Genomic DNA, 22,119 nt, shown 5'->3' with positions numbered 1-22,119 from the left:
ATGGCGAAGCAGAGGCGATGCGGGAGCGCCAGATTCAAGGGGGCATGCGACGCGGGCAAAACAAAAGCCCGCGGAGGCCGCGGGCTTGGAAGATCAACTCGCTCCTGGCTTCAGGCGCCGATCAGCGTGACGTCGGGCTCGAAGCTGACCGCGAGGCGGTAGACCTGGCCCGGGCGCATGATGAGCGGGTGGTCGCGGACGAAGCTCTGCACGTAGTGCAGCTTGCCGTAGTTGGTCTTGAACTTCGGATCGGCGGTGACGACCTCGGTTTCCTGCCAGTTGGCGTGAAAATCGTCCTTGAGCACCTGGCAGCGGTGGCCGTTGGGCCCGAGCACCGGGGAGGTGTCGAGACGGTATTTGGAGTGCGGCGTGCCGATGACGAGGCAGAGGCGGAATTTGTCGAGCTGCACCTGGTTCTTCACCGTGTAGGCGAACTCGGCGGAGATCTTGTTGCCGGAGAAGTTCCACTGGACCTTCACGCTGCCGATGCCGCGGACGAGCTCTTCCTTGGTGTTGATCAGCTCGGGCTGCTCATAGCGGAAGAAGAACGAGTTCTTCAGGCCGAGTCCCGTGACGCACTTCTGGCCATAGAAGGAGGGCAGGGTGACGTTCTCGCCGAAGGTCAGCTCGGGCTGCATGATCGGCAGGTAGACGTTGTTCGGCCAGTCGAAGACGCCGGGCGAGTGGGGGAACGCGAGGCTGTCGGCCGTGGCGGCTCCGCCGGAGCTGACGAGCGGAAGCTGGAAGTGGAGGCCGGATTCGGCGTCGCGGTAGAGGAAGAGGCCCTGCTCCTTGCGGTTGGACTTGTCGAAGATGACGAAGCGGCCGGTGGTCTTCACCGGCTCGGCCTTGCCCGACTCCATCGTCATGTTGACGACCTTGGCGAGGCGCGACCACTGGCAGAGGTAGCGGGCGGCGTCGAAGTTGGCCATGCGCGTGGTGTGCGTGGCGTAGGCGGTGCGCTCTTCGTCGCGGACGTCGAGGAAGCCGTGCTCCTGGTCCAGGTAGGTCTGGAAGAAGTAGTAGAAGAGGCGGCGCAGGATGTCGAAATACTTGGGTTTCTGGTCGTCAGGGATCCAGCCGTCGCGCAGGCCTTGGAGGAGGAGGCTGATGCAGTGCATCTGACCGTAGGCGCCGGAGGCCTTGCCGTAGGCCCAGCCGAGGCCGTCCGCGCGGACGAGGTCGGGCATGAGCTTGATGTATTTCTCGGCGTAGGTGCGGAGGGTGGGGAGCTTGCGCTCGCGGAGGGCGGAGTTGGCGTGGAGTTGGAGCGCGGAGCGCACGAACACCAGCGTCATCACGCCGTAGAGATTGAAGTGGCCGCCGATGCCGGGCTCGGCGTCGTCGAAGAAGCCGGTGGAGCTGGTCTGCTCGATGCGCTCGACCATGCGTTCGATGAGGCGCGAGGTTTCGTCCTTCTTGGAGAGGCCGAGGGAGAAGCGGCAGACGGCCTTGGCGACGTTGAAGGCCTGCCAGTAGTTGTCGTAGTCGCTGCGGTGGAGCAGCTGCTTGTCGAGGCGCTGGCGGGTCTCGTCGACGAGGCGTTCCCAGACGGGATTGCGCTCCTTGGACGGGCCGAAGCAGAGGAGGCCGAGCGCGGCGTAGGCGAGGCCGTTTTCGCCGCCGGGTTCGGTGAAGGCCTGGGCGGTGATGCAGCGGGCGGCGAGGTCGATGAGGTCGTGGCCCTTGAGGGTCGTCTCGCCGGTGGCGCGGTAATACTCGCCCAGGGCGTAGGCGACGTGGCCGGGTTCGTCGGAGCGAGGGCTCTCGCCGGCGATGGCGGTGACGGTGCCGTCGGCGTTGATCGAGTCGAGGTTATGGCCGAGCATCGAGCGGGCCATGTCGAGACATTGCTCGGAGAAGCTATTCATTCAGGGAGCGGGCAGATTGGTTGGGTTGGGAAAGGAGCGGCAAGGGCGGAATTGCGGCGTGACGCGAACGTCGCGCGCCTCAGCGGGCGATGAGCTTGAGGAATTCGGCGTTGTTTTTCGTCTTGGAGAGACGGGTGATCATCGTGTCGGTGGCTTCCTCGATCTTCTGCTGCACGAGGGCGCGGCGGAAGAAGTGGATGCCTTCGAGGGTCTTTTCGTCGAGGAGGAGTTCCTCCTTGCGGGTGCCGGAGGACTGGACGTTCACGGCGGGCCAGATGCGCATCTCGGCGGCCTTGCGGTCGAGGACGAGCTCCATGTTGCCGGTGCCCTTGAACTCCTGGAAAATGACGTCGTCCATGCGCGAGCCGGTCTCGACCAGGATGGAGGCGATGATGGTGAGCGAGCCGCCGTCCTCGGTGTTGCGGGCGGAGGCGAAGAGCTGGCGGGGTTTTTCCAGGGCGCGCACGTCCAGGCCGCCCGAGCCGGTGCGGCCGGAATTGCGCTGGGTGTTGTAGGCGCGGGAAAGGCGGGTCAGGGAGTCGACGAAAAGCACGACGTCCTTGCCGGCCTCGACGAGGCGCTTCGCGCGCTCGATGCAGAGTTCGGAGATGCGGATGTGGTTTTCGACCGCCTCGTCGTTCGACGAGGCCCAGACCTCGGCGGGGACGCTGCGCTTGAAGTCGGTGACTTCCTCGGGGCGCTCGTCGACGAGGAGGATCATGACGTGGCATTCGGGGCTGTTCTCGAGGACGCCGAGCGCCATGTCGCGGAGCATCGTGGTCTTGCCGGTGCGGGGCGGGGCGACGATGAGGCCGCGCGTGCCCTTGCCGATGGGGCAGAAGAGGTCGACGACGCGCGTGGTCATGCGGCCGTCCTTCATCTCGAGCTTGAGGTGCTCGTTCGGGGTGATGGTGAGAAGATTGGGGAACTCGACGACGCGGCGGCGCTCGTCCAGCTCCATGCCGTCGACTTTCTCGATGAAGCGGACCTTGGGGTTGGGGAAGCGCGGGTCGGGCGTCGCCTGCGCGGTGATCATCGAGCCCTGGTTGAGCTTGAAGCGGCGGATGAGTTCGCGCGGCACGAACGGGTCCGTGGGCCGGCGTTTGCCGAAGCGGGCGAGGTCGAGCAGCTGGCCGTTGCGGCTGTTGTCGAGGTCGAGAATGCCTTCGACGCGAATTGAATTGTCCGGCTGTTGCGGGGGCTGCGCGGCCGGATTCTGTTCAGGAGCCTGCGACGCGGACGCGCCGGGCTGTTGGTCTTTTTCCATACAAAGCGTGAGTTATGGAGCTGCCGAGACTTGACGCTAAATCCGCGGAGGCATTTACCCCCTTCGTCGCTTCAACCCCAAAATAGAGGAGAAACAAGTGTCGGACCAAACGATTACCTCAGTGTCCCGGGAGAGTCGTGTTTTCAAACCCTCAGCCGAGTTCAAGGGCCAAGCAAACCTTGGCAGCTTCGAAACTTACCGTAAGCTCTACGCTGAGTCTGTCAACGCCCCAGATAAATTCTGGGCCAAACAGGCCAACGCCCAGCTCGTCTGGCGCAAGCCGTTCAAACAGGTGCTGCAGTGGAAGCCGCCCTTCGCCAAGTGGTTTGTGGGCGGCAAGTTGAACGTTTCTGAAAACTGCCTCGATCGCCACCTCGGCACGGCCCGCGAGAACAAGGCCGCGATCATCTTCGAGGGCGAGCCGGGCGACGTGCGCACCATCACGTATCGCCAGCTCTACTTCCACGTCTGCCGCTTCGCCCACGTGCTCGAGAACATGGGTGTGAAACCCGGCGATCGCATCGCGATTTACATGCCGATGATCCCCGAGGCCGTGATCGCCATGCTGGCCTGCGCGCGCGTCGGCGCGGTGCACACGGTCGTCTTCGGCGGTTTCTCGCCTGAGGCGCTCAAGGACCGCATCAACGACTGCAAGGCCAAGGTCGTCATCACCGCCGACGGCGGCTGGCGCCGCGGCAAGATCGTCGAGCTCAAGGCCAACGTCGACAAGGCGCTCGAAGGCGCCCCGACCGTCCAGTCCGTGCTCGTGGTCAAGCGCACCGCGCAGGACATCAACATGGTCGAGGGCCGCGATACCTGGTGGCGCGAAGCCTGGCAGGGCGCGCCGAATTTCCACGACGCGAAGGCCTTCGATTCCGAGCACCCGCTCTTCATCCTCTATACCTCCGGCTCGACCGGAAAACCGAAGGGCGTGCTCCACACCTCCGCCGGCTATCTCCTCGGCGCCAAGCTGAGCTCGCAATACGTCTTCGATCTCAAGGACAGCGACCGCTACTTCTGCACGGCCGACATCGGCTGGATCACCGGCCACAGCTACGTCGTCTACGGCCTGCTCTCGAACGGCTCCACCGTCTTCCTCTACGAAGGCGCGCCGAACCAGCCGGAGCCGGACCGTTTCTGGCAGATGATCGACCGCCACGGCATCACGATCCTCTACACGGCGCCGACCGCCATCCGCGCCTTCATGCGCTGGGGCGATGCCTACGTGCTCCGCCACCGTCTCGACTCGCTGCGCCTGCTCGGCTCCGTCGGCGAGCCGATCAACCCCGAGGCGTGGATGTGGTATCACAAGATGATCGGCAAAAAGAAATGCCCGATCGTCGACACCTGGTGGCAGACCGAGACCGGCTCGATCATGATCACGCCGATCCCCGGCGTCACCCCGACCAAGCCCGGCTCGGCCACGCTTCCGTTCTTCGGCGTCGCGCCGAAGGTCGTCGACAATGCCGGCAAGGAAGTCCCCCGCAACAGCGGCGGCAAACTCGCCATCACCAAGCCCTGGCCCTCCATGCTGCGCACCCTCTGGGGTGACGACGAGCGCTTCAAGAAGGCCTATTTCTCGGAATTCCCCGAGCATCCGGACTACTACTTCACCGGCGACGGCGCGCGTCAGGACAAGGACGGCTACTTCTGGATCGTCGGCCGCATCGACGACGTGCTCAACGTCTCCGGCCACCGCATCGGCACGGCCGAGGTCGAGAGCGCGCTCGTCTCGCACCCGTTCGTCGCCGAGGCCGCCGCCGTCGGCCGCCCCGACGAGCTCAAGGGCCAGTCGCTCGTCGTCTTCGTCACGCTCAAGGCCGGCCACGAGCCGACCGACGAGCTGAAGGAGGTCCTCCGCAGCCACGTCGGCAAGGAGATCGGCTCGCTCGCGAAGCCCGATCAGGTCCGCTTCGCCGCGGGCCTGCCCAAGACCCGCTCCGGGAAAATCATGCGCCGCCTCCTCAAGGAGCTGGCCACCTCCGGCGAGATCAAGGGCGACACCACGACGCTGGAGGATTTCTCCGTCATCGCGGCCTTGAAGTCGGACGACGAGTAAGCCTTACTCCTCTCTGCGGTTCCCGCTCCGGGCCAGGCGACCGCGCCTGGCCCGATGTTTTTTCCGCCGACCGCCTCCGCGCTGCCTCGCTCCGATCGCTCGGCGTTCACGCTGCTCGAGCTGCTCGCGGTCCTGGCCGTGCTCGCGATCCTGACGAGCCTCGTGATCGGCGCCGGCCGGCGCGTCGTCGAGCACGGCAAAAGCGCCCGCGCGCGGGTCGAGCTCGCCGTGCTGTCCGCGGCCCTCCAGTCCTACCGGCGACAACACGGTGACTACCCGCGCACGACGGACGGCGCGCTGCTCGTCCAGGCGCTGCTCGGACGCCTCGACCCGTCGGGCGCTCCGCTCGCCGCGACCGGCCGCGCCCAGATTGAAGCGGCCCGGTTCTCCTTTGCGCGCGCAACCTCGCCCGGCGCGGCCGCCGACCCGTTCTCCGATCCCGCCGCGGTCCCGGTCGATCCCTGGGGAAACCCGTATCGCTACGCCTACAAGTCCGTCGCGCCGTGGACAAATCCGTCGTTCGTCCTCTATTCGGCCGGCCCCGACGGCGCGGACGCGCCCGCGCTGCGCGCCGGCGGCTTCGTCGACGAGGCCGCGCCGGCGAACGCCGACAACCTCTACGCCCACCGGAACTGATGCGCGCGCGCCCCACCGTCTCTCGCTCGTCCGCCGCCGGCTTCACGCTGCTCGAGCTGCTCGCGGTGCTCGCGATCATCGGCATCCTCGCCGGCCTGATCTTCCCGAGCCTCTCGGCCGCGCGCCAAGCTGCCGGTCGCGCGAAGACGAAGGTGCAGTTTAGCCAGTGGGCCGCGGCGATCGAATCCTTCCGTAGCGAATACGGCTGCTACCCGAGCTTCGACGCCACGAACCTGGTCAACGGCGGCGCCACGACCGTTCCCTCCGGCGAGCATCTTTTCCACGACGTGCTGGCCGGGCGGAAACGCGACGGCAGCGCGCCCGACGCGGCCACGACCGTCGCCGCCGGCAGCCAGAACCGGAAGCGCACCGCGTTCCACGCCTTCGCGGACTCGGAACTCACCCCGGCGGCCTCCGCCGCCTCGAACCTGATTCGCGATGCGTTCGACAACCTCTCGATCGCTGTCCTCGTCGACCGGAACCTAGATGGCCGGATCGATGGCTCCGATTATGCCAGTTTCCCTAGCGTGGTTGCGCCCGATGGCAGCTCGCTCCGCCCGATGCCGGCGGATCTCCCCGCCACCGGCGTGCGCGCCGGCGTGCTCTTCTACGCCCCGGACCCGAACGCCACGGCGGCCAGCCCGGCCTTCATCTTCAGCTGGAAATGACCTTGTTGCCCCAGCGCCGCCATTCCCGCGGTTTCACGCTGCTCGAGCTGGTCGTCGTCGCCGGGCTGATGGCGGGGCTGTCCTTCTTCGTGATCGGCACCCTCGGCGCCGCGCGAGGTGCGGCGCTGCAATCGGCCCAGGCCACCGTCGCCAACCTGCTGGTCGCCGCCCGCACCAAGGCCAGCGCCAGCGGCCAACTGGCGCGGGTGCTGGTCCAGTGCGACGCGCGGAGCGGCGCCGCGGCGGGACGGTTTCTCCGCCACCTCGTGCTCCAGGAACAGGTCGGCGGCGCGTGGCAGACGGTAAGCGACGTCTATCTCCCGGACGGCGTCTACGTGCTGCCGGGCAATTTTGCGCTTCCCGCCGGATTGCTCGCGACGACGGAGACGCCGTGGACGAGGAGCGACGGCGCGGATCTGCGGTCGACCGCACTGCGCAGCGCCAATCTCACCACCGAGGCGATCCACGGCGGCGTGCTCGAGCAGTGGGCCGGCCTTCCGTTCGCGGCGGCCGGCACCACCAACGCGTCCGGTGACATCGTGCTCGCCGCCGGGCGCGTCCGCCCGCCGGGTTCATACGCGAGCGGAGAATCGCCGGTCGAGTTGACCGGGCCCGAGCAGGTGCGCGGGCTCGCACTCAGCGCCTACGGGGTGGCCACGTTGATCAACAGCCGCGCGAGCTTCTGAGGCCATGACCCGGCGCGCGTTCTCTCTCCTCGAGGTGGTAATCGCGGTCGGCGTCTTCGCGTCCGCCATCGTGGTCATCCTGGCGCTGCTCCCGGCGCTGGCGAAAGAGGCCGCGGCCTCGGCCGACGCGCTTGCGGCCCAGCGCCTGCCGGACGCCCTGCGGGTGGAGTTGCAGCGCCTGGCGGGAGCCAGCGGCTTCGAGACGCTGGCGGCAAATGTGCCGGTGCTGCGCGCGCCGCTGGGCAAGGGGCTCGCCTTCGTCGCCTCACGCGATGCCGTGCGCCTTCATTCCGAGGCCTACCTCGCGCCCGCGCCGGCCGACGCGCTCTCCGAGCACGAGAAATACTTCCTCGTCGAGGTGTGGCGCTTCCCCGCGGCGCCGCTGGCTTACGACGCGAGCGGAACGGTCCTGCCGGTCCTGGTGCGGGTCTCCTGGCCGCACCGGGTCGCCGCCCACGGCTCGCCGGTCGACTGGGCGAGCCGGTCCTCGCTCACCTTCAGCACCGCGATCAACCGATGAACCGGAGCCTTCCGCGCGCGTTCACCCTGCTGGAGCTGCTCGTCGCCGTGACGCTGACCCTGGGCATCGCGGCCGTGTTGCTCGCGGTCACCGCGAGCACCCTGACTCTCTGGCGCCGCGCGCAGGATCGGTTTTCCACTGCGGCGCAGGCCCAGCTGGCGTTGGATTTCCTCGAGCGGGATCTCCAAGCCGGCGTCTTCCGACCGGATGGCAGCGCGACCTGGCTTGCCGTGACCGTCGCCAACGACGCCGCTGGCGTGGCGCATCACGGCTGGCAGACGGCGGCGCGGATGAAGCCTGCCACTCGCGAGAGCCTGGTGGTGCTGCCGCGCGGGTCCGACGAGCGCACCCCGACAATCGCCGACGCGCGCTTCGGTCTCTCGGGTGCGTGGCTGCGGTTCATCGCGCACAACGTCGAAAGCGCCGGCAGCCTGCCCGTCGCGCTGTCGTATCAGCTCGCGCGCCGACCGGTCAGCGGAGCGGTCGCGGACACTGCCAACCCGGCGGAGGTGCGCTATTCGCTTTTCCGCGCCGCGGTGGCGGGGGACACGAGCTTCGCGATCGGCAATGATGTCATGGCGGCCGGCTACGCCTCTGGCGCGGAGGCACCCGCGGCCGCGCGCGCCGCCTCCACTCTCACGAATCCCAACACGGGCAACGACACGCTGGTGACGAACGCGGTCGATTTCGGCGTCTGGCTCTACGTGCGCGACACGGCGGGCGCGCTGCGGCGCATTTTCCCGGCGGATGCGGCGGACCTGACGCACCGGGCGCGCGATCCCGGTGGTGCCGCCGACGACGACCGCTACCCCGACGTGGCCGACGTGATGCTTCGCGTGCTGAGCGAGGACGGCGCCCGGCAGATCGCCGCGATCGAGCAGGGCCGCGTTCCGCGACCCGCGGGTTTCGCGGACGACGCGCAATGGTGGTGGGCCGTGGTCGAGGCCAACTCGACCGTCTTCGTCCGCCGCATCGAGTTGAAAGGCGGCGCCCGGTGAACGCGCGGGTGCGCGGCTTCGCGCTGGTCATCACGCTCGCGCTGCTCGGGCTGCTGGTGCTCGCCGTGGTGGCGCTGAGTGCGCTGGTGCAGGTCAATTCGCAGGTGGTGGCGAGTGCCACGGCCCAGCTCCGGGCGCGCCAGCACGCGCAGCTGGCCCTGGGCGTGGCGTTGAGCGAGCTGCAGCGGGTCGCCGGTCCGGACGCGCGCGTCACCGGCATCGCCGGCATCACCGGCACCGGCCCGGGCGCGGCGAACACCACCCGACACTGGTGCGGGGTCTGGCGCAGCGATGGGAGTTTCCTGGGGTGGCTGGCTTCCGGCGCCCAGCCCGCGGCGGCGGCGCTGGCGACCGGAGTGCCGGACATCGAGTTGCTCGGCGCCGCGGCGGTCGGAGCGCCGGCGGCCAACTCCGAGCACGTCGTCGCGGGCAAGCTGGGGGTGCCCGATGCGGACGGGGTGCCGACGGGACGCTATGCCTGGCTGGTCCTGGACGAGGGCGTGAAGACCTCGGCCTACGCGCCGTCGCCCGTGGGGACGGCTCCCGTTCTCTTCGCCAACGCCGCGAACGCCCAGGCGCGCCTTCGCGATGCGCTCGCCGCCTACGCCGGCGCATTGCCACGGGTGTCGACCTACGAGCAGCTGCGTGTCCTGCCGGCACCGGCGGCCGCGCTGACCGCTTCGACGCTCCAGGACAACCTGCATCACGTCACGCTCACCGCGCGCTGGGTCGTGGGCGACCAGCTCCGAACCGGTTTCCAGAACGTGAACACCAACTCCGCGATCGCGTGGCGCAACCTGCTGCAGACCTACAACACCAGCCCGGACGCGCCGGCGCCGATCTCCGCCGCCACGCTTTTGGCGCGCGGCACGTCCCTGCAAAACGCCGTCGCCGGATTCTCCACCGCCGGGAAGGCGGCCTTCGGTCCCTTCACGGCAGCGGCCGGCGCGTCGGCCCTGCTGGCCTCCGTCTTTCCGAGCGGCAGTCCGACCGGGACGCAGATCCACGCCGTGCTCGCGCCCCAACTGGCGGTGCGCTCCGACACCTTTCGCGTCCGCGCCTACGGCGAGGCCCTGGATCCGGCCGACCGCAGCCGGATCGAGGCCGCGGCCTGGTGCGAGGCCATCGTCCAGCGCACCCCCGCGGTGGCCCCGGACGGGCTCGGGCGGCGCTTTGTCGTGGTTTCCTTCCGCTGGCTGGGGCCGGGCGACCTCTAGGCGCGGCAGAAAAATCTTGTGGATTTTTCCGGAAAACTGTGGCTTCTACGCCGTTCCTCGGCCGTTCCGGCCGGGTAAAAAACGCCAGGGTAGCTCAGTGGTAGAGCAGGGGACTCATAAGCCCTTGGTCGCCGGTTCAATCCCGGCCCCTGGCACCAATTTAGCCGCAGCCCCGCTGCGGCTTTTTGTTTGGCGCGGCGGGGCGGCGCGTGCATCCGTGTGAATCGTGGCTAAGCAAACTTACGACCTCGTCATCCTCGCCGCGGGCATGGGCAGCCGTTTCGGCGGCCTCAAGCAGGTGCAGCCCGTCGGCCCGCACGGCGAACTCATCATCGAGTATTCGATCTTCGATGCGCTGCGCGCGGGCTTCGACCGGCTCGTGCTGGTGATCCGCAAGGATATCGAGGCCGATTTCCGCGCCACCATCGGGCGGCGTCTCGAGTCGCGGATGGCGGTCGATTACGTTTTTCAGGAACTCGCCGACGTGCCCGCGGCGCACCGGGCGCACGCGGCAGCGCGCACGAAGCCCTGGGGCACCGGCCATGCGGTTCTCGCGGCGCGCGCGGCCGTGCGGCGGCCGTTTGCGGTCATCAATGCCGACGATTTCTACGGCGCCGCCGGCTACCGCGTGCTCGCGGCGCACTTCGCGTCGTCGTCGGCCTACGCCCTCGTCGGATACCCGCTGCGGCAGACCCTGTCCGAGCACGGCGCGGTCAGCCGGGGGCTTTGCGCGATCGATGCCGGCGGCCGGCTCACGACCATCACGGAGCTGACGAAGATCGAGAAGACGGCCGCGGGCGCCCGCTACACCGACGCGGCCGGGGCGGCGCATCCGCTCTCGGGCGACGAGACGGTTTCGCTGAACTTCTGGGGCTTCACGCCCGCGGTGTTTCCCCAGTTGCACGAACTGTTCACGGGATTTCTGGCGGCGCGGGGCGGCGATCCCAAGGCGGAGTTCTATCTGCCCACGGCTCTGAGCGACCTCAATCAGCGTGGCGTGGCGGATATCGCGCTGCTGCGAACCGAGGACTCGTGGTTCGGCATCACCTACCGCGAGGACCTCGCGACCGCTGCGGGCGCTGTCCGCGAGCTCACGGCCGCCGGTCGCTACCCGTCGCCGTTGTGGGGCTGAGCGGGTCGAGGCGGATCTTTTCACCGCCGGAGACCAGGGCGCGCTCGGCCGGGCGGAAGTAGCGCGCCGAGGCAGAGCGCTTTGCCGAGGGGCCCACGCCTGGCGGGCGTCGCATCCCGGGGCGCCTCAGGCCAGCTCGGCGAGGATTCCGCGCAACTCGCGCTCGGGATCCTCGTGGTTCTGGGCGATGGCGAGCTGCAGGCCTTGTTCGAGCCAAGGTTTCGCTTCCGCGGGGCGACCGAGCGCGAGCAGCGTTTTTCCCAGGAGAATACGGGCCATCATCCAGTCGGCCTTCTTGCGGACGCAGAATTCGAGGTGCGCTACGGCCTCGGCCGCCTGGTTCTCGCGCAGGAGCGCCTGGGCGAGGCTGAAACGGAACATCTCGTTCTCGGGCTGCGTGGCCACGAGGGCGGCGAAGCGGGCGGAGTTCATCTCAATCGACGAAGATCGTGATCGCCGTCGCGTTGTCGAGGCCGCCGCGCTCGCGCGCGAGCTCGACCAGCGTCCGGGCGCCCGCCTCGGGCGTGGCCGCGTGAGCGAGATACCGGGCGATCTCGTGCGGGGTGATGCAGCGGGTGACGCCGTCCGTGCAGATCAGGTAGCGATCTCCCGCCTTGAGGGGTGGGAGGCGATGTCGCCTTCGAGCGGCGGGGGCTGGCCGACGCAGCGCGTGAGCGCGGCGCGGTTTTCCGTGAGGACGTAGGTCGGCTCGCCGCGCGCGGCGCGCGCGCGCATCTCGTTTTCCAGGTTGTGCTCGCGCGTGAGCGCCTCGAGCTCGCCGGCGCGCAGCCGGAACAGGTAGCTGTCGCCGACGTGCACGACGTTCGCGGCGCCGTCGGTGAAATGCGCCAGCGTGAGCGTGGTGCCGATGCCGTGGCGCGGGCTGAGCTGGCGGCCGAGAGTGAAGACGGCGTCGTTGGCGAGGGCGAGGGCGGCGGCGTAATCGAAGGGCTTGCGGGCGTGCTTCACGAACCACTCCTCGAGCGTGTCGAGGGCGGCGCGGCTCGCGGCGGCGCCGGCGGGCAGTCCGCCGATGCCGTCGGCCACGGCGTAGAGGCGCAGGCCGTCGTCGCACACGTAACTGTCCTCGTTCTGCTGCCGGTAGCAGCCGATGTCGGTGAGGGCGAACGAGCGCAGCTTCATGTCCCGGCAGAAATTGGTCGGGACGCGCTCAAATGAAAGGACGAAAAATCGTCTCGCGGTCCGCGCGCGTGAGGCGCTCGAAGGCCGGCGTGGGTAAACAGGCGATGAATTCGCGTCCGTAGGCTTTGGTCAGGACGCGGGGATCGAGGATAGTGACGATGCCGCGATCGGTTTTGCTCCGGATGAGGCGGCCGATGCCCTGGCGGAACTTGCCCAGCGCCTCGGGGAGCGCGAGCTGCGCGAAGGGATTGCCGCCCTCGGCGGCGACCCATTCGGCCCTGGCCTGGGCGACCGGATGGTTCGGGGGCTCGAAGGGGAGGCGCGTGATGATCACCTGCGAGAGCGCGTCGCCCGGCACGTCGATGCCGGTCCAGAAGCTCTCGGTGCCGAAGAGCACGCCGTTGCCGGCGCGGCGCAGCTGCTCGGCCAGCTCGGAGCGCGACACGCCGCTTTCCTGGATCAGGCAGCGCCGGCCCGCGGCGCGGTAGTTGGGCTCGAGGCGGGCGGCGACGGCGAGCAGGTCGCGGTAGCTGGTGAAGAGCACGAGCGAGCCGCCGCGGACGGCGAGCGTGCAGAAGCGCACGTAGTCGGTGATGGCGTCGAGCGCGAGCTTGCCCTCGGCGGAGGCGGACGGCTCGGGCACGTCGGCGGCGAGGTAGACGCGCATGTGGCGCTCGTAGTCGAAGGGGATTTCTCGATCACCGTCTCGACGGCGTGCGCGCCGACGCGCTCGCGGAACGGCTCGATCGTGCTGCCGGTGGCGAGCGTGGCGCTGGTGAGCACGCACGAGGTCTCGCGCTGGAACAACCGGCGGCGCAGCTCGGCGGAGACGTCGAGCGGGGCGGAGCGCAGGCTGACGACGAGCTCCTTGCGGCGGTCGGCCATCTCGGCCCAGTGCACGTCGCCTTCGCGCGCGAGGTCGAGCCACGACTTGATTGCGTCGCGGTAGGCGGAGAGGCGCTTCTGCTTCGTCTCGACCTCGACGTGCGCGATGTCCTCCGGCGGCAGGCTGGTGCGGAGCGCGTCGAGGCGGGCGACGACGCCGTTGAGCGGGCCGGCGAGCAAGTGCTCGACGGCGTCCGCCTCGCGCCAGCGCTGCAGGCCGGCGCCGGGCGGGATCTTTTCCGCGACGGTGGCGAAGAAGTGGTCGGCCTGCTCGACGGCGATCTCGACCGCGCGCTGGCCGCCGGTGTCCTGGTGGCGGGTGAAGAGCCCCTTCCGCCGCTTGGGATTGAACAGGGCGTGCAGCTGGCGGCGCAGGCCGGTCGACGTCAGCGCGAGGCCGAGGTGCTCGGTGGCGATGTCGGGCACGGTGTGCGCCTCGTCGAGCACGAGGAAGTCGTCGAGTCGGAGGATGCCGCGGGCGAGCGATTTCTCCTGCGCGGCCTGCACGGCCATCAGAGTGAAGAGCAGGCTGTGGTTGACGATGACGAGGTTCGCGGCGTCGCGCCGCTTCTTCGCGCGCTGGTAGAAGCACACGGCGCTGTCGCAGTGCTTCGAGGAACACGCGTCGGAGTCGGCGGAGACTTCGTCCCAGACCTCGGGCGCGATGCGCGGTGAGGGGAAGTCGGCGAGCAAGCCGGTTTCGGTGGTTTTCGCCCACGCGTCGACGCGCGCGAGCTGCTCCTGCTCGGGCGTGGCGAACAGCTCGTGCTTCTCCGCGAGCGCGCGCTTCAGCCGCGTCGTGCAGAGGTAGTTGCCCTTGCCCATGAGCACGGCGCTGGTGAAGTCGCGATACGCGGCCAGCTCGGGCACGGCGGCGAAGAGGCGGCGGCAGTTCGCGAGGTCCTTGTCGCGGATCTGCTCCTGCAGCGTCTTGGTGTGCGTCGAGACGAGGAATTGCCGGCGCGTGTCGACGGCATGGATGATGCCCGGGATGAGGTAGGCGAGGCTCTTGCCGACGCCGGTGCCGGCCTCGCAAAGCAGGCTGGTGTCGCCGTCCATCGCGGCGGCGACGGCGCGCGCCATGCGCTCCTGCTCGGGGCGGTGTTCGAGACCGAGACTCAGGCACAGCCAGCCGTCGTCGGCGAAGACGGCCGACGTCAGCTCGACTGCGCGCGAGACGGCCGCGCCGCCGCCCTCGTTGAGACTAATCATCAATTGGGACTCAGCTCATGACGCGGCAGGGGCGCAAAACATATTTGCGAGCGCCCACAGCGGAAACCACCGTCCTGGCATGGCAACACAGCAGCAAGGCGGCGCGGTTTGGACGCAGGAGCTGATCCAGTTTCTTCAGACGCAGCCGGCGGTCGCCGCGGTGCGCGTGAACGCCGCCGACATGACGGTCTCCGTCGCCACGCTCGGCAGCGTCGACCAGGCGCAGCTCGAGCAGCAGATCCAGGAGGTGTTGCTCGCCATCGAGGCGAAACTCGCGACCGGCCGCGCGCGCGGCGAGGGCCGGTGACGCAGCCGGGCTTCGTCGTGAAGCAGGCCGGCAGCGTGACCACGGTCGAACGCCCGACCTGCGAGACGGCGCCGCGCTTCTACCAGTGGAAGGAATACTCGCTCGACGAGGAGGAGGCGCACGACGCCGACGAGGGGCACGGCCATGGTCATGGGCACGGCGGCGAGGAAGGGAGTGGAAGCTCCTCGGCACGCTGGCGGCGATCTGCGGCGTGGCGGGCATCGCGGGCTTTGTGGCGGAGAAACTCGGCGCGCCGCCCTGGGCGCAATTCGCGCTCTACGGCGTCGCGCTCGTGGCCGGCGGCTGGGACGCGGCGATCGATTCGTGGGAGAACCTGCGCCACCGCAAGCTCGACATCCATTTCCTGATGCTGGCCGTCGCGGTCGGCGCCGTGCTGGTGGGCGCCTACGGCGAGGCGACGCTGCTGCTGTTCCTGTTCTCGGCCTCGGGCGCGATGGAGGCCTACGCGATGGACCGCACGCAACGCGAGGTGTCGTCGCTGCTGCACACCGCGCCGAAGGAGGCGACGGTGATCGCTGCCGACGGCGCGCACCACGTCGTCACCGTCGACCAGCTCAAGGTCGGCCAGCGCCTCGCGGTGAAGCCGGGCGAGATGTTCGCGGCCGACGGCGAAGTCGTGAAGGGCGAGACGGCGAGCGACGAGTCGACGCTCACCGGCGAATCCGTGCCGGTGGAGAAGAGCGTGGGGTCGTCGGTGTTCAGCGGCACGATCAACCTCTGGGGCTCGGTCGAGGTGAATGTGGTGCGCCTGCCGAGCGAGAGCACGCTGCAGAAAATCGTCCGCCTGATCCAGACCGCGCAGAAGCTGAAGGCGCCGAGCCAGCGCTTTACCGACCGCTTCGGCGGCAACTACACGCTGCTGGTGCTCGGCGCGGTCACGGCGATGTTCCTCGTCTGGTGGCTCGGCTTCGGCCTGCCGCCGTTCCAGAGCGTGGACGGCCGCGCGTCGGCCTTCTACCGGGCGATGACACTCCTGGTCGTCGCGAGCCCGTGCGCGCTGGTGCTGTCGATCCCCTCGGCGATCCTGGCGGCCATTGCCTGGGGCGCGAAACACGGCGTGCTGTTCCGCGGCGGCGCCGCGATCGAGAAGCTGGCCGAGATCGACACGGTCGCACTCGACAAGACCGGCACGCTGACGACCGGCGAGCTGGCCGTCGTGGCGGTCGAGAGCTTCCCGACCGGACGCGAGCGCGAGTTGCTCGAGCTCGCCTACGCGCTGGAGCGCCATTCGCACCATCCGATCGCGCGCGCGATCACGCACCACGCCCGCAAGGAAAACGTGACCGTGCGCGAAATCGCGCGCTTCGAGTCGATCACCGGGCAGGGCGTGCGGGCGCAGGTGGGCGACGGACATGCCTTCCTCGGCCGGCGCGAGCTGGTGGCGGCGGGACCGTTTGCGCAGTGGCTCGAGAAAGTGCCGCCGGCGGCGGCGGAGTTCTCCGAGGTCTGGGTGGTGGCGCCGGGCATCGTCGGGCGGCTGCTGCTCAAGGACCAATTGCGCGCCGAGTCGCGCGGCGTGCTCGCGGCGCTGAAGGCGAACGGCATTCGCACCTACATGCTCACCGGCGACCGCCGCCACACGGCGGAGTCGGTGGCGAAGGAGCTCGGCGTCGACGAGGTGCGGGCGGGCCTGTCGCCGGAACAGAAGGTTGAGATCGTCGACGGCTTCCGGCAGCAGGGGCGCAAGGTCGCGATGGTCGGCGACGGCGTGAACGACGCTCCGAGCCTCGCCGCCGCCTACGTCTCGGTGGCGATGGGCGCGCGCGGCAGCGACGCGGCGCTGGAGCAGAGCGAGGTCGTGCTGATGCACGACCGGATCGAGAATTTCCTCGCCGCCCTGCGGTTGAGCCGGCGCGCGCGCACGATCATCAAGCAGAACCTCGTCATCTCGCTCGGCACGGTGATCGTGATGGTCGGCGCCTCGCTGGTCGGCACGATCCCGCTCAGCCTCGGCGTCATCGCGCACGAGGGCAGCACGGTGGTCGTCTGCCTGAATTCGCTGCGGCTGCTGCTGGGGAAGAACGATTGAGGACAAAGGGCGGTTGGGGACAACCGCCCCTACCGAGAGCAGGGCAAAGGGGCAGAGGTAGGGGCGCTTGTCCTCAAGCGCCCTGATTCAGTCCTCGATCCAGACCAGGTCCCCGACGCGCACCTCGTCGTAGAGCTCGATGATGTCGAGGTTGCGCATCTGCACGCAGCCGCTGCTCGCGGGCGTGCCGATCTTCTCCTCGTGGTTCGTGCCGTGGATGTAGACGTAGCGGTCGTAGGTGTCGACCGACTCGCCGGCGGCGTTCGTGCCGGCGTTCACGCCCGGCTCGAGGCCGCGGAGCCACAGGATGCGGGTGGTGATGAGGTTTTTCGCCTGCTCGTCGGCCGCGAGCTCGGAGAAATGCTGACCGGTGTTCACCCGGGCCTTGAACACGATGCCGGGTGGCGCGCCGGCGCCGACGCGCTCGGCGATTTCGTGCAGGCCGCGCGGGGTGCCGAGGGAGTTCTTCACGTTCGAGGGCGGGCGCAGCGACGTGGATATGACGTAACTCTTCACCAGCCGCCCGTCCCGATAGTAGCCCATCAACTGTCGGCCGATGGAAACGACCATAGAACGCGCTGACGGCTTGCGGCCGAGAGCGGCGGACTTTTTCGTGGCGCGTTCAAAGGAATCTTTCACGTGAATACCAAGTCCTATCGGGTCGGCATCGTCGGGGCGACGGGAGCGGTCGGTCAAGAGCTGATCGGCCTCCTCCAGTCGCGCCAGTTTCCGCTCGCGGAGCTGAGGCTGATGGCCTCCGCGCGCTCCGTGGGCCGCAGCGTCGAGTTCGGCGGGAAAACGCTCACGGTGATCGAGGCCAAGCCCGAGGCGTTCGAGGGACTCGACCTCGCGCTCTTCGCCGCCGAGGGGGCGATCGCCAAGGCGCTGGCGCCCGAGGCCGTGAAGCGCGGCTGCCTCGTGCTGGACAAGAGCTCGGCGTTCCGCATGCGCGAGGACGTGCCGCTGGTTGTGCCGGAGATCAACCTCGCGGCGACGCGCGGGCACCGTGGCATCATCGCCAGCCCGAACTGCTCCACCGCCATCGCGCTGATGGGGCTCTATCCGCTGCACCAGCGCTTCGGCGTGAAGCGCGTATTCTTCTCCACTTACCAATCCGTCTCCGGCACGGGCGCCGATGCCATCGACGAGCTCGAGGCGCAGACCCAGGCCTACACGAAGGGCCAGCCGCTGCCCCGGGCGGTCTATCCCTACCAGATTTTCCAGAACCTCATCCCGCACATCGACTCGTTCGGCGCCGACGGCTACACCGGCGAGGAGACGAAGATGCGTGAGGAGAGCCGCAAGATCATGGGCCTGCCCGCGCTGAAGGTCTCCGCGACCTGCGTGCGCGTGCCCGTCGTGCGGGCGCACTCGGTGGCGATCAACGCCGAGTTCGAGCGCCCGGTCGACGTCGCTGCCGCCCGGGCGGCCATCGCGGCCTTTGCCGGCGCCGAGCTCGTCGACGACGTGGCGAACAAGCTTTACCCGACGCCGCTCGACTTCAGCCGCAAGGCGAAGTGCGGCGTCGGCCGCCTGCGCCTCGACACGGCGTGGGAGAACGGCCTGGCCCTCTGGGTCGCCGGCGACAACCTCTGGAAGGGCGCCGCGCTCAACTCGATCCAGATCGCCGAGGCGATGATCCGCGAGGGCATCGCGCTGAAGCCGAGCGCCTGAGCGCGGGCTGTGCGCGCGGTTGTCGGGCGGGGTCGCCGAACCCCGACGCGAACGTGCTTTTCCCCAGCAAGGCGGAGTTCGGCGACCCCGCCCGACGATGGGCGCTGGCGCCCGCGACAAACCGCGCGGTCTCCCCGACAAGACCCGCACCGGCTTTCTCCTTGCGAGGGGGGAGGGGCTGCCGTTTCGTCGTTCGAACTTCGGACGCTTAGCTCAGTTGGTTAGAGCATCTCGTTTACACCGAGAGGGTCGGGGGTTCGAGTCCCTCAGCGTCCACCAGCTCCTCCCTTTCCGCATGAAACTCCTCCTCGCCACCCGCAAGAGCCCGCTCGCGCTCGCGCAGACCAACATGGTCGCCGCGCGCTTTGCCGAGAAGCTGGGCGCCGAATGCGAACTGCTGAAGATCGTGACGACCGGCGACCGCCAGACCGACTGGTCGCTGATCAAGCAGGGCGGCAAGGGCCTCTTCACCGCCGAGCTCGAGCAGGCGCTCCTGCGCGGCGACGCGCACGCCGCCGTGCACAGCTGCAAGGACCTGCCGGGCGAGAATCCCGCCGGCCTCACCGTCGCCGGCTTCCTGCCGCGCGAACTCACGCACGACGTGCTCGTGCTCCGCGCGGGCGTCACCACGCCCGCGACCATCGGCTCCAGCAGCCCGCGTCGCCAGCTGCAGGTGGCGAAACTGTTCCCGGGCGTGAAGTTCACCGAGATCCGCGGCAACGTCGACACGCGCCTGAAGAAGATCGCGCAGGGCGACGCCGACGCGACGATCCTCGCCGCTGCCGGCATGCGCCGCCTCGGCATCCACAGCTGGCCGGGCGTGACCTTCCGCCCGCTGAAGTTCGAGGAAAGCGTGCCGGCCGTGGGGCAGGGCGCGATCGCCATCCAATGCCGCACCGACCTCGCCGCGCAGCTGGCGCCGGCGCTCGACGCCGCGACTTTCCGCAATGTCACGCTCGAGCGCGCCTTCCAGGCGCAGATCGGCGGCGGCTGCCAGGTGGCCTTCGCCGCGCACGCGACGGACGACACGCTGCACTTTTTCCACGAGCGCACGGGCATCCGCCGCTTCCCGCTCACCGGCGCCGATTTCGCCGCGCCGCAGGCGACCGCCGCGCGCATCCTCAAGGAGCTCGGTTTCTGATGGCCGCCAAATCCTCCTCCTCCCTGCCGCTCGCCGGCCGCCGCATCGTCCTCACCCGCCCGCGCGAGCAATGCGCCGAGTGGCGCGCCCAGCTCGAGGCCCAGGGCGCCGAGGTGATCGAGCTGCCGCTCATCCAAGTCACGAAGCATTACGACAAGCAGACGCTGGTCGAGGTCTTCGCCGAGCTGACGCAATACGAGTGGATCGTCTTCACTAGCGCCAACGGCGCCCGGTTCTTCTTCGAGGAGTTCCTCAAGGGATTTGAGGACATCCGGGCGCTCGGGCTCGTGCGCATCGCGGTCGTGGGCGAGGCGACCGCCGACGTCGTCCGCGGCTACCACCTGCGCGTCGAGCTCCAGCCGAAGAAGGCCAACGCCGAGGAACTCGCGCAGGCGATGATCGAGCGCGAGTCGATCGACAGCGCCAAGGTCCTAGTCGTCACCGGCAATCTCAACCGCGACACGCTGGTGGAGAAGCTCCACGAGGCCCGCGCGATCGTCGACACGCTGCCGATCTACAAGACCGAGGAGACCGACCTGGCCCAGAACCCGGTTGCGGGCGACTTCCGCGCCAAGGGCGCCGATGCGATCCTCTTCGCCAGTCCATCCGCCGCGCAGTCGTTCTTCGACCAGGCCGCGGCGCTGAAGCTCGGCGCCAAGGCCCGGCGCCCGCTCGCCGGCAGCATCGGCGCGACGACGACGGCGACGATGAAGCAGCTCGGGCTGCCGGTCGATTTCGAGGCGCCGCAGGCGAATCTCGGGTCGCTGGTCGAGGCGCTCCTCCGGAAGCTCTGATTCCCATCCGCGGCCCGCCGCGAACGCCCGGAATATGTCGGATTGAATTCCGCGCCTTCCGTGTGTTCCGTGGGCCCTTCCTCATGAAAGTCCCGTTCCTCGATCTGAAGCCCCAGCATCAGGCCATTCGCGACGAAGTCCTCGCCGCGCTGGCCGCCACCTACGACGCCACGCGTTTCTGCCTGGGCAAGGACGTGGAGGATTTCGAGAAGGGCTTCAGCGCGAAGTTCGGCTACGCGCGCACGCTCGGCATGAACAGCGGCACCTCGCCGCTGCACATCGGCTCGCTCTGCGGCGGCTTCGGCCCGGGCGACGAGGTCATCACCACGCCGTTCACCTTTGCCTCGAGCTGCTGGGGCATCAGCTACGTCGGCGCCACGCCGGTGTTCGTCGACATCGATCCGGACACCTGGTGCATCAGCCCCGAGGCGATCGAGCGCGCGATCACGCCGCGCACGAAGGGCATCGTGGTCGTGCACATCTTCGGCCAGCCCGCGCGCATGGACGAGATCATGGCCATCGCGGCGCGGCACCGGCTGTTCGTCGTCGAGGACTGCGCGCAGGCCGTCGGCGCGCGCTACAAGGGCGCGCCGGTCGGCGCGATCGGCGACTGCGGCACGTTCAGCTTCTATCCGACCAAGAACCTCGGCGCCTGCGGCGAGGGCGGGGCGTTCGTGTCCAAGCACGCCGCCGTGATGGACAAGGCGCAGCTGCTGCGCGTGCACGGCTCGCCCAAGCGCTACCTGCACACGGAGGTCGGCTTCAACTTCCGCATGGACGGCTTCCAGGGCGCGATCCTCGCCATCAAGCTGAAGCACATCGACGCCTACACTGCGCGCCGCCGGGCGATCGCCGCGCAGTATCGCGCCGGGATCAAGCACCCGGCCGTCACGCTCCCGGTCGTGCCGGCCTACGGCGAGAGCGTCTGGCACCAGTTCACGATCCTGCATGCCCGCCGTGACGCGCTGCGCGCGCACCTCGAGCAGCAAGGCGTGGGCACGGACATCATTTACCCGGGGCCGATGCACCTGCAGCCGTGCTACGCGTCCCTCGGCTATGCCCAGGGCAGCCTGCCGGTGGCGGAGCGCACCAGCGAACGCTGCGTCAGCCTGCCGATCTTCCCCGAGCTCACGGACGAACAGGTCGCCCACGTGATCGCGGCGGTTAACTCTTTCGCGGGATGACCGAATAAGACGGTTCGGATGATCCACGACATCCACCTCAAGATTTGCGGCCTGACCTCCGCGGCCGACGCCCACGCGGCCGCCGGGATCGGCGCCGACTACCTGGGCTTCGTGCTGCACCCGGCGTCGCCGCGCCATATCACGCTGGAAAAGTTCGCCCAGCTGCGGCCCGAGCTTCCCGCGCTGCCGAAGGTCGGCGTGCTGGTCTATTCGGATAGCGATGCGATCGCGCGCGTGCGCGACGCGGGGTTCGATTTCATCCAGCTGCACTTCCCCAACGAGACGCCGTTCTTCGAGGCGGCGCTGTGGACCGACGTCATCTCGCCGCACAAGCTCTGGTTGGCGCCGCGGGTGCCGCCCGGCCGCGAGCTCGATCCGTGCTTCGTGCCGCTGGCCGACACGTTCCTCCTCGACGCCTACGATCCGAACCAGCACGGCGGCACCGGCAAGACCGGGGACTGGGCGGCGTTCGCGTGGCTCCAGGGCAAGTTCAAGAAGGTGCGCTGGGTGCTCGCTGGCGGCCTCAAGCCCGAGAACGTCCGCGAGGCGATCACGAAGAGCCAGGCGAAGTTCATCGACGTGAACAGCGGCGTCGAAGCCTCGCCCGGCGTGAAGGACCCTGCCAAGCTGGCCGCTCTCGCGGCGGCCCTGCGCGGCGAATAGCCGCGGCAGGCG

Annotated in this window: 22 protein-coding genes and 2 tRNA genes; 17 read left to right on the top strand and 7 right to left on the bottom strand. The window is 68.9% G+C overall.

Features of this window, described 5'->3' with window-relative positions; translation table 11 throughout:
• Nucleotides 1-110: 110 nt before the first annotated feature.
• Together ACMYLB_RS13380 and rho are read right to left on the bottom strand one after the other, a co-directional pair.
• On the bottom strand, nt 111-1,871 hold the full coding sequence (locus ACMYLB_RS13380) for a hypothetical protein (RefSeq protein ID WP_415907486.1): 1,761 nt from the start codon (nt 1,869-1,871) through the stop codon (nt 111-113).
• Between the two features lie 79 nt (nt 1,872-1,950).
• The gene (gene rho, locus ACMYLB_RS13375; protein WP_415907485.1) at nt 1,951-3,138 is read right to left on the bottom strand and encodes a transcription termination factor Rho; all 1,188 of its coding nucleotides are present in this window, start codon (nt 3,136-3,138) and stop codon (nt 1,951-1,953) included.
• Between the two features lie 82 nt (nt 3,139-3,220).
• Between rho and acs the strand changes: the two genes are divergently transcribed.
• From acs to ACMYLB_RS13330, 9 genes are all read left to right on the top strand, one after another.
• Nucleotides 3,221-5,197 (top strand): acetate--CoA ligase, encoded by a 1,977-nt coding sequence (acs, locus tag ACMYLB_RS13370; protein WP_415911084.1) that lies wholly within the window; start codon nt 3,221-3,223, stop codon nt 5,195-5,197.
• Between the two features lie 54 nt (nt 5,198-5,251).
• The gene (locus ACMYLB_RS13365) at nt 5,252-5,833 is read left to right on the top strand and encodes a type II secretion system protein GspG (RefSeq protein ID WP_415907484.1); all 582 of its coding nucleotides are present in this window, start codon (nt 5,252-5,254) and stop codon (nt 5,831-5,833) included.
• A complete protein-coding gene (locus ACMYLB_RS13360; RefSeq protein ID WP_415907483.1) occupies nt 5,833-6,501 on the top strand; it encodes a type II secretion system protein in 669 nt (222 codons plus the stop codon). Before ACMYLB_RS13365 ends, ACMYLB_RS13360 begins: the two co-directional genes overlap by 1 nt.
• The gene (locus ACMYLB_RS13355) at nt 6,498-7,187 is read left to right on the top strand and encodes a type II secretion system protein (protein WP_415907482.1); all 690 of its coding nucleotides are present in this window, start codon (nt 6,498-6,500) and stop codon (nt 7,185-7,187) included. Before ACMYLB_RS13360 ends, ACMYLB_RS13355 begins: the two co-directional genes overlap by 4 nt.
• A 4-nt stretch (nt 7,188-7,191) precedes the next feature.
• Nucleotides 7,192-7,707, top strand: a complete 516-nt coding sequence (locus ACMYLB_RS13350) for a hypothetical protein (protein WP_415907481.1) — start codon at nt 7,192-7,194, stop codon at nt 7,705-7,707.
• Nucleotides 7,704-8,705 (top strand): type II secretion system protein J, encoded by a 1,002-nt coding sequence (locus tag ACMYLB_RS13345; RefSeq protein WP_415907480.1) that lies wholly within the window; start codon nt 7,704-7,706, stop codon nt 8,703-8,705. Before ACMYLB_RS13350 ends, ACMYLB_RS13345 begins: the two co-directional genes overlap by 4 nt.
• The gene (locus tag ACMYLB_RS13340; RefSeq protein ID WP_415907479.1) at nt 8,702-9,922 is read left to right on the top strand and encodes a hypothetical protein; all 1,221 of its coding nucleotides are present in this window, start codon (nt 8,702-8,704) and stop codon (nt 9,920-9,922) included. The genes ACMYLB_RS13345 and ACMYLB_RS13340 overlap by 4 nt, the downstream gene beginning before the upstream one ends.
• Nucleotides 9,923-10,005: 83 nt before the next feature.
• Nucleotides 10,006-10,080 (top strand) — tRNA-Met (locus tag ACMYLB_RS13335).
• Between the two features lie 110 nt (nt 10,081-10,190).
• The gene (locus tag ACMYLB_RS13330; protein ID WP_415907478.1) at nt 10,191-11,054 is read left to right on the top strand and encodes a nucleotidyltransferase; all 864 of its coding nucleotides are present in this window, start codon (nt 10,191-10,193) and stop codon (nt 11,052-11,054) included.
• A gap of 126 nt (nt 11,055-11,180) precedes the next feature.
• Here ACMYLB_RS13330 and ACMYLB_RS13325 read toward each other — a convergent pair whose 3' ends face one another.
• The 4 genes from ACMYLB_RS13325 to ACMYLB_RS13310 form a co-directional block, all read right to left on the bottom strand.
• The gene (locus tag ACMYLB_RS13325) at nt 11,181-11,486 is read right to left on the bottom strand and encodes a molecular chaperone DnaJ (protein ID WP_415907477.1); all 306 of its coding nucleotides are present in this window, start codon (nt 11,484-11,486) and stop codon (nt 11,181-11,183) included.
• A 162-nt stretch (nt 11,487-11,648) separates the two neighbouring features.
• Nucleotides 11,649-12,197 (bottom strand): PP2C family protein-serine/threonine phosphatase, encoded by a 549-nt coding sequence (locus tag ACMYLB_RS13320; protein ID WP_415907476.1) that lies wholly within the window; start codon nt 12,195-12,197, stop codon nt 11,649-11,651.
• A 28-nt stretch (nt 12,198-12,225) separates the two neighbouring features.
• Nucleotides 12,226-12,741 (bottom strand): ATP-dependent DNA helicase, encoded by a 516-nt coding sequence (locus tag ACMYLB_RS13315; protein ID WP_415911083.1) that lies wholly within the window; start codon nt 12,739-12,741, stop codon nt 12,226-12,228.
• The gene (locus tag ACMYLB_RS13310; protein ID WP_415907475.1) at nt 12,657-14,294 is read right to left on the bottom strand and encodes an ATP-dependent DNA helicase; all 1,638 of its coding nucleotides are present in this window, start codon (nt 14,292-14,294) and stop codon (nt 12,657-12,659) included. Before ACMYLB_RS13310 ends, ACMYLB_RS13315 begins: the two co-directional genes overlap by 85 nt.
• A gap of 79 nt (nt 14,295-14,373) precedes the next feature.
• Here ACMYLB_RS13310 and ACMYLB_RS13305 point away from each other — a divergent pair, with 79 nt between their 5' ends.
• Nucleotides 14,374-14,601, top strand: coding sequence for a hypothetical protein (locus ACMYLB_RS13305; RefSeq protein ID WP_415907474.1), 228 nt, complete (start codon nt 14,374-14,376; stop codon nt 14,599-14,601).
• Nucleotides 14,602-14,812: 211 nt separating this feature from the next.
• Entirely contained in the window at nt 14,813-16,651 is a 1,839-nt protein-coding gene (locus ACMYLB_RS13300; RefSeq protein WP_415907473.1) for a heavy metal translocating P-type ATPase, read from the top strand.
• Nucleotides 16,652-16,738: 87 nt separating this feature from the next.
• Here the strand turns inward: ACMYLB_RS13300 and ACMYLB_RS13295 are convergent, their stop codons facing one another.
• Nucleotides 16,739-17,221: a L,D-transpeptidase gene (locus ACMYLB_RS13295; RefSeq protein ID WP_415907472.1), complete on the bottom strand. Its 483-nt coding sequence runs from the start codon at nt 17,219-17,221 to the stop codon at nt 16,739-16,741.
• A 69-nt stretch (nt 17,222-17,290) separates the two neighbouring features.
• Here ACMYLB_RS13295 and ACMYLB_RS13290 point away from each other — a divergent pair, with 69 nt between their 5' ends.
• The 6 genes from ACMYLB_RS13290 (at nt 17,291) to ACMYLB_RS13265 (ending at nt 22,107) form a co-directional block, all read left to right on the top strand.
• Nucleotides 17,291-18,325 (top strand): aspartate-semialdehyde dehydrogenase, encoded by a 1,035-nt coding sequence (locus ACMYLB_RS13290; protein ID WP_415907471.1) that lies wholly within the window; start codon nt 17,291-17,293, stop codon nt 18,323-18,325.
• Between the two features lie 202 nt (nt 18,326-18,527).
• A tRNA-Val gene (locus tag ACMYLB_RS13285) sits at nt 18,528-18,604 on the top strand.
• Nucleotides 18,605-18,620: 16 nt separating this feature from the next.
• Complete coding sequence (gene hemC / locus ACMYLB_RS13280; protein ID WP_415907470.1) at nt 18,621-19,466, top strand: hydroxymethylbilane synthase; 846 nt, start codon at nt 18,621-18,623, stop codon at nt 19,464-19,466.
• Nucleotides 19,466-20,260 carry a uroporphyrinogen-III synthase gene (locus tag ACMYLB_RS13275; protein WP_415907469.1) on the top strand — a complete coding sequence of 265 codons (795 nt, stop codon included), beginning with the start codon at nt 19,466-19,468 and terminating at the stop codon, nt 20,258-20,260. Before hemC ends, ACMYLB_RS13275 begins: the two co-directional genes overlap by 1 nt.
• An 83-nt stretch (nt 20,261-20,343) precedes the next feature.
• Nucleotides 20,344-21,444: a DegT/DnrJ/EryC1/StrS family aminotransferase gene (locus ACMYLB_RS13270; protein WP_415907468.1), complete on the top strand. Its 1,101-nt coding sequence runs from the start codon at nt 20,344-20,346 to the stop codon at nt 21,442-21,444.
• An 18-nt stretch (nt 21,445-21,462) separates the two neighbouring features.
• A complete protein-coding gene (locus ACMYLB_RS13265; RefSeq protein ID WP_415907467.1) occupies nt 21,463-22,107 on the top strand; it encodes a phosphoribosylanthranilate isomerase in 645 nt (214 codons plus the stop codon).
• The last annotated feature ends 12 nt before the right edge of the window (nt 22,108-22,119 follow it).

Source organism: Oleiharenicola sp. Vm1 (assembly GCF_047777955.1).
Classification (GTDB): Bacteria; Verrucomicrobiota; Verrucomicrobiia; order Opitutales; family Opitutaceae; genus Didemnitutus.
Note: the sequence above shows the minus strand (reverse complement) of the source record. Positions and strands in the feature narration are given on the sequence as shown.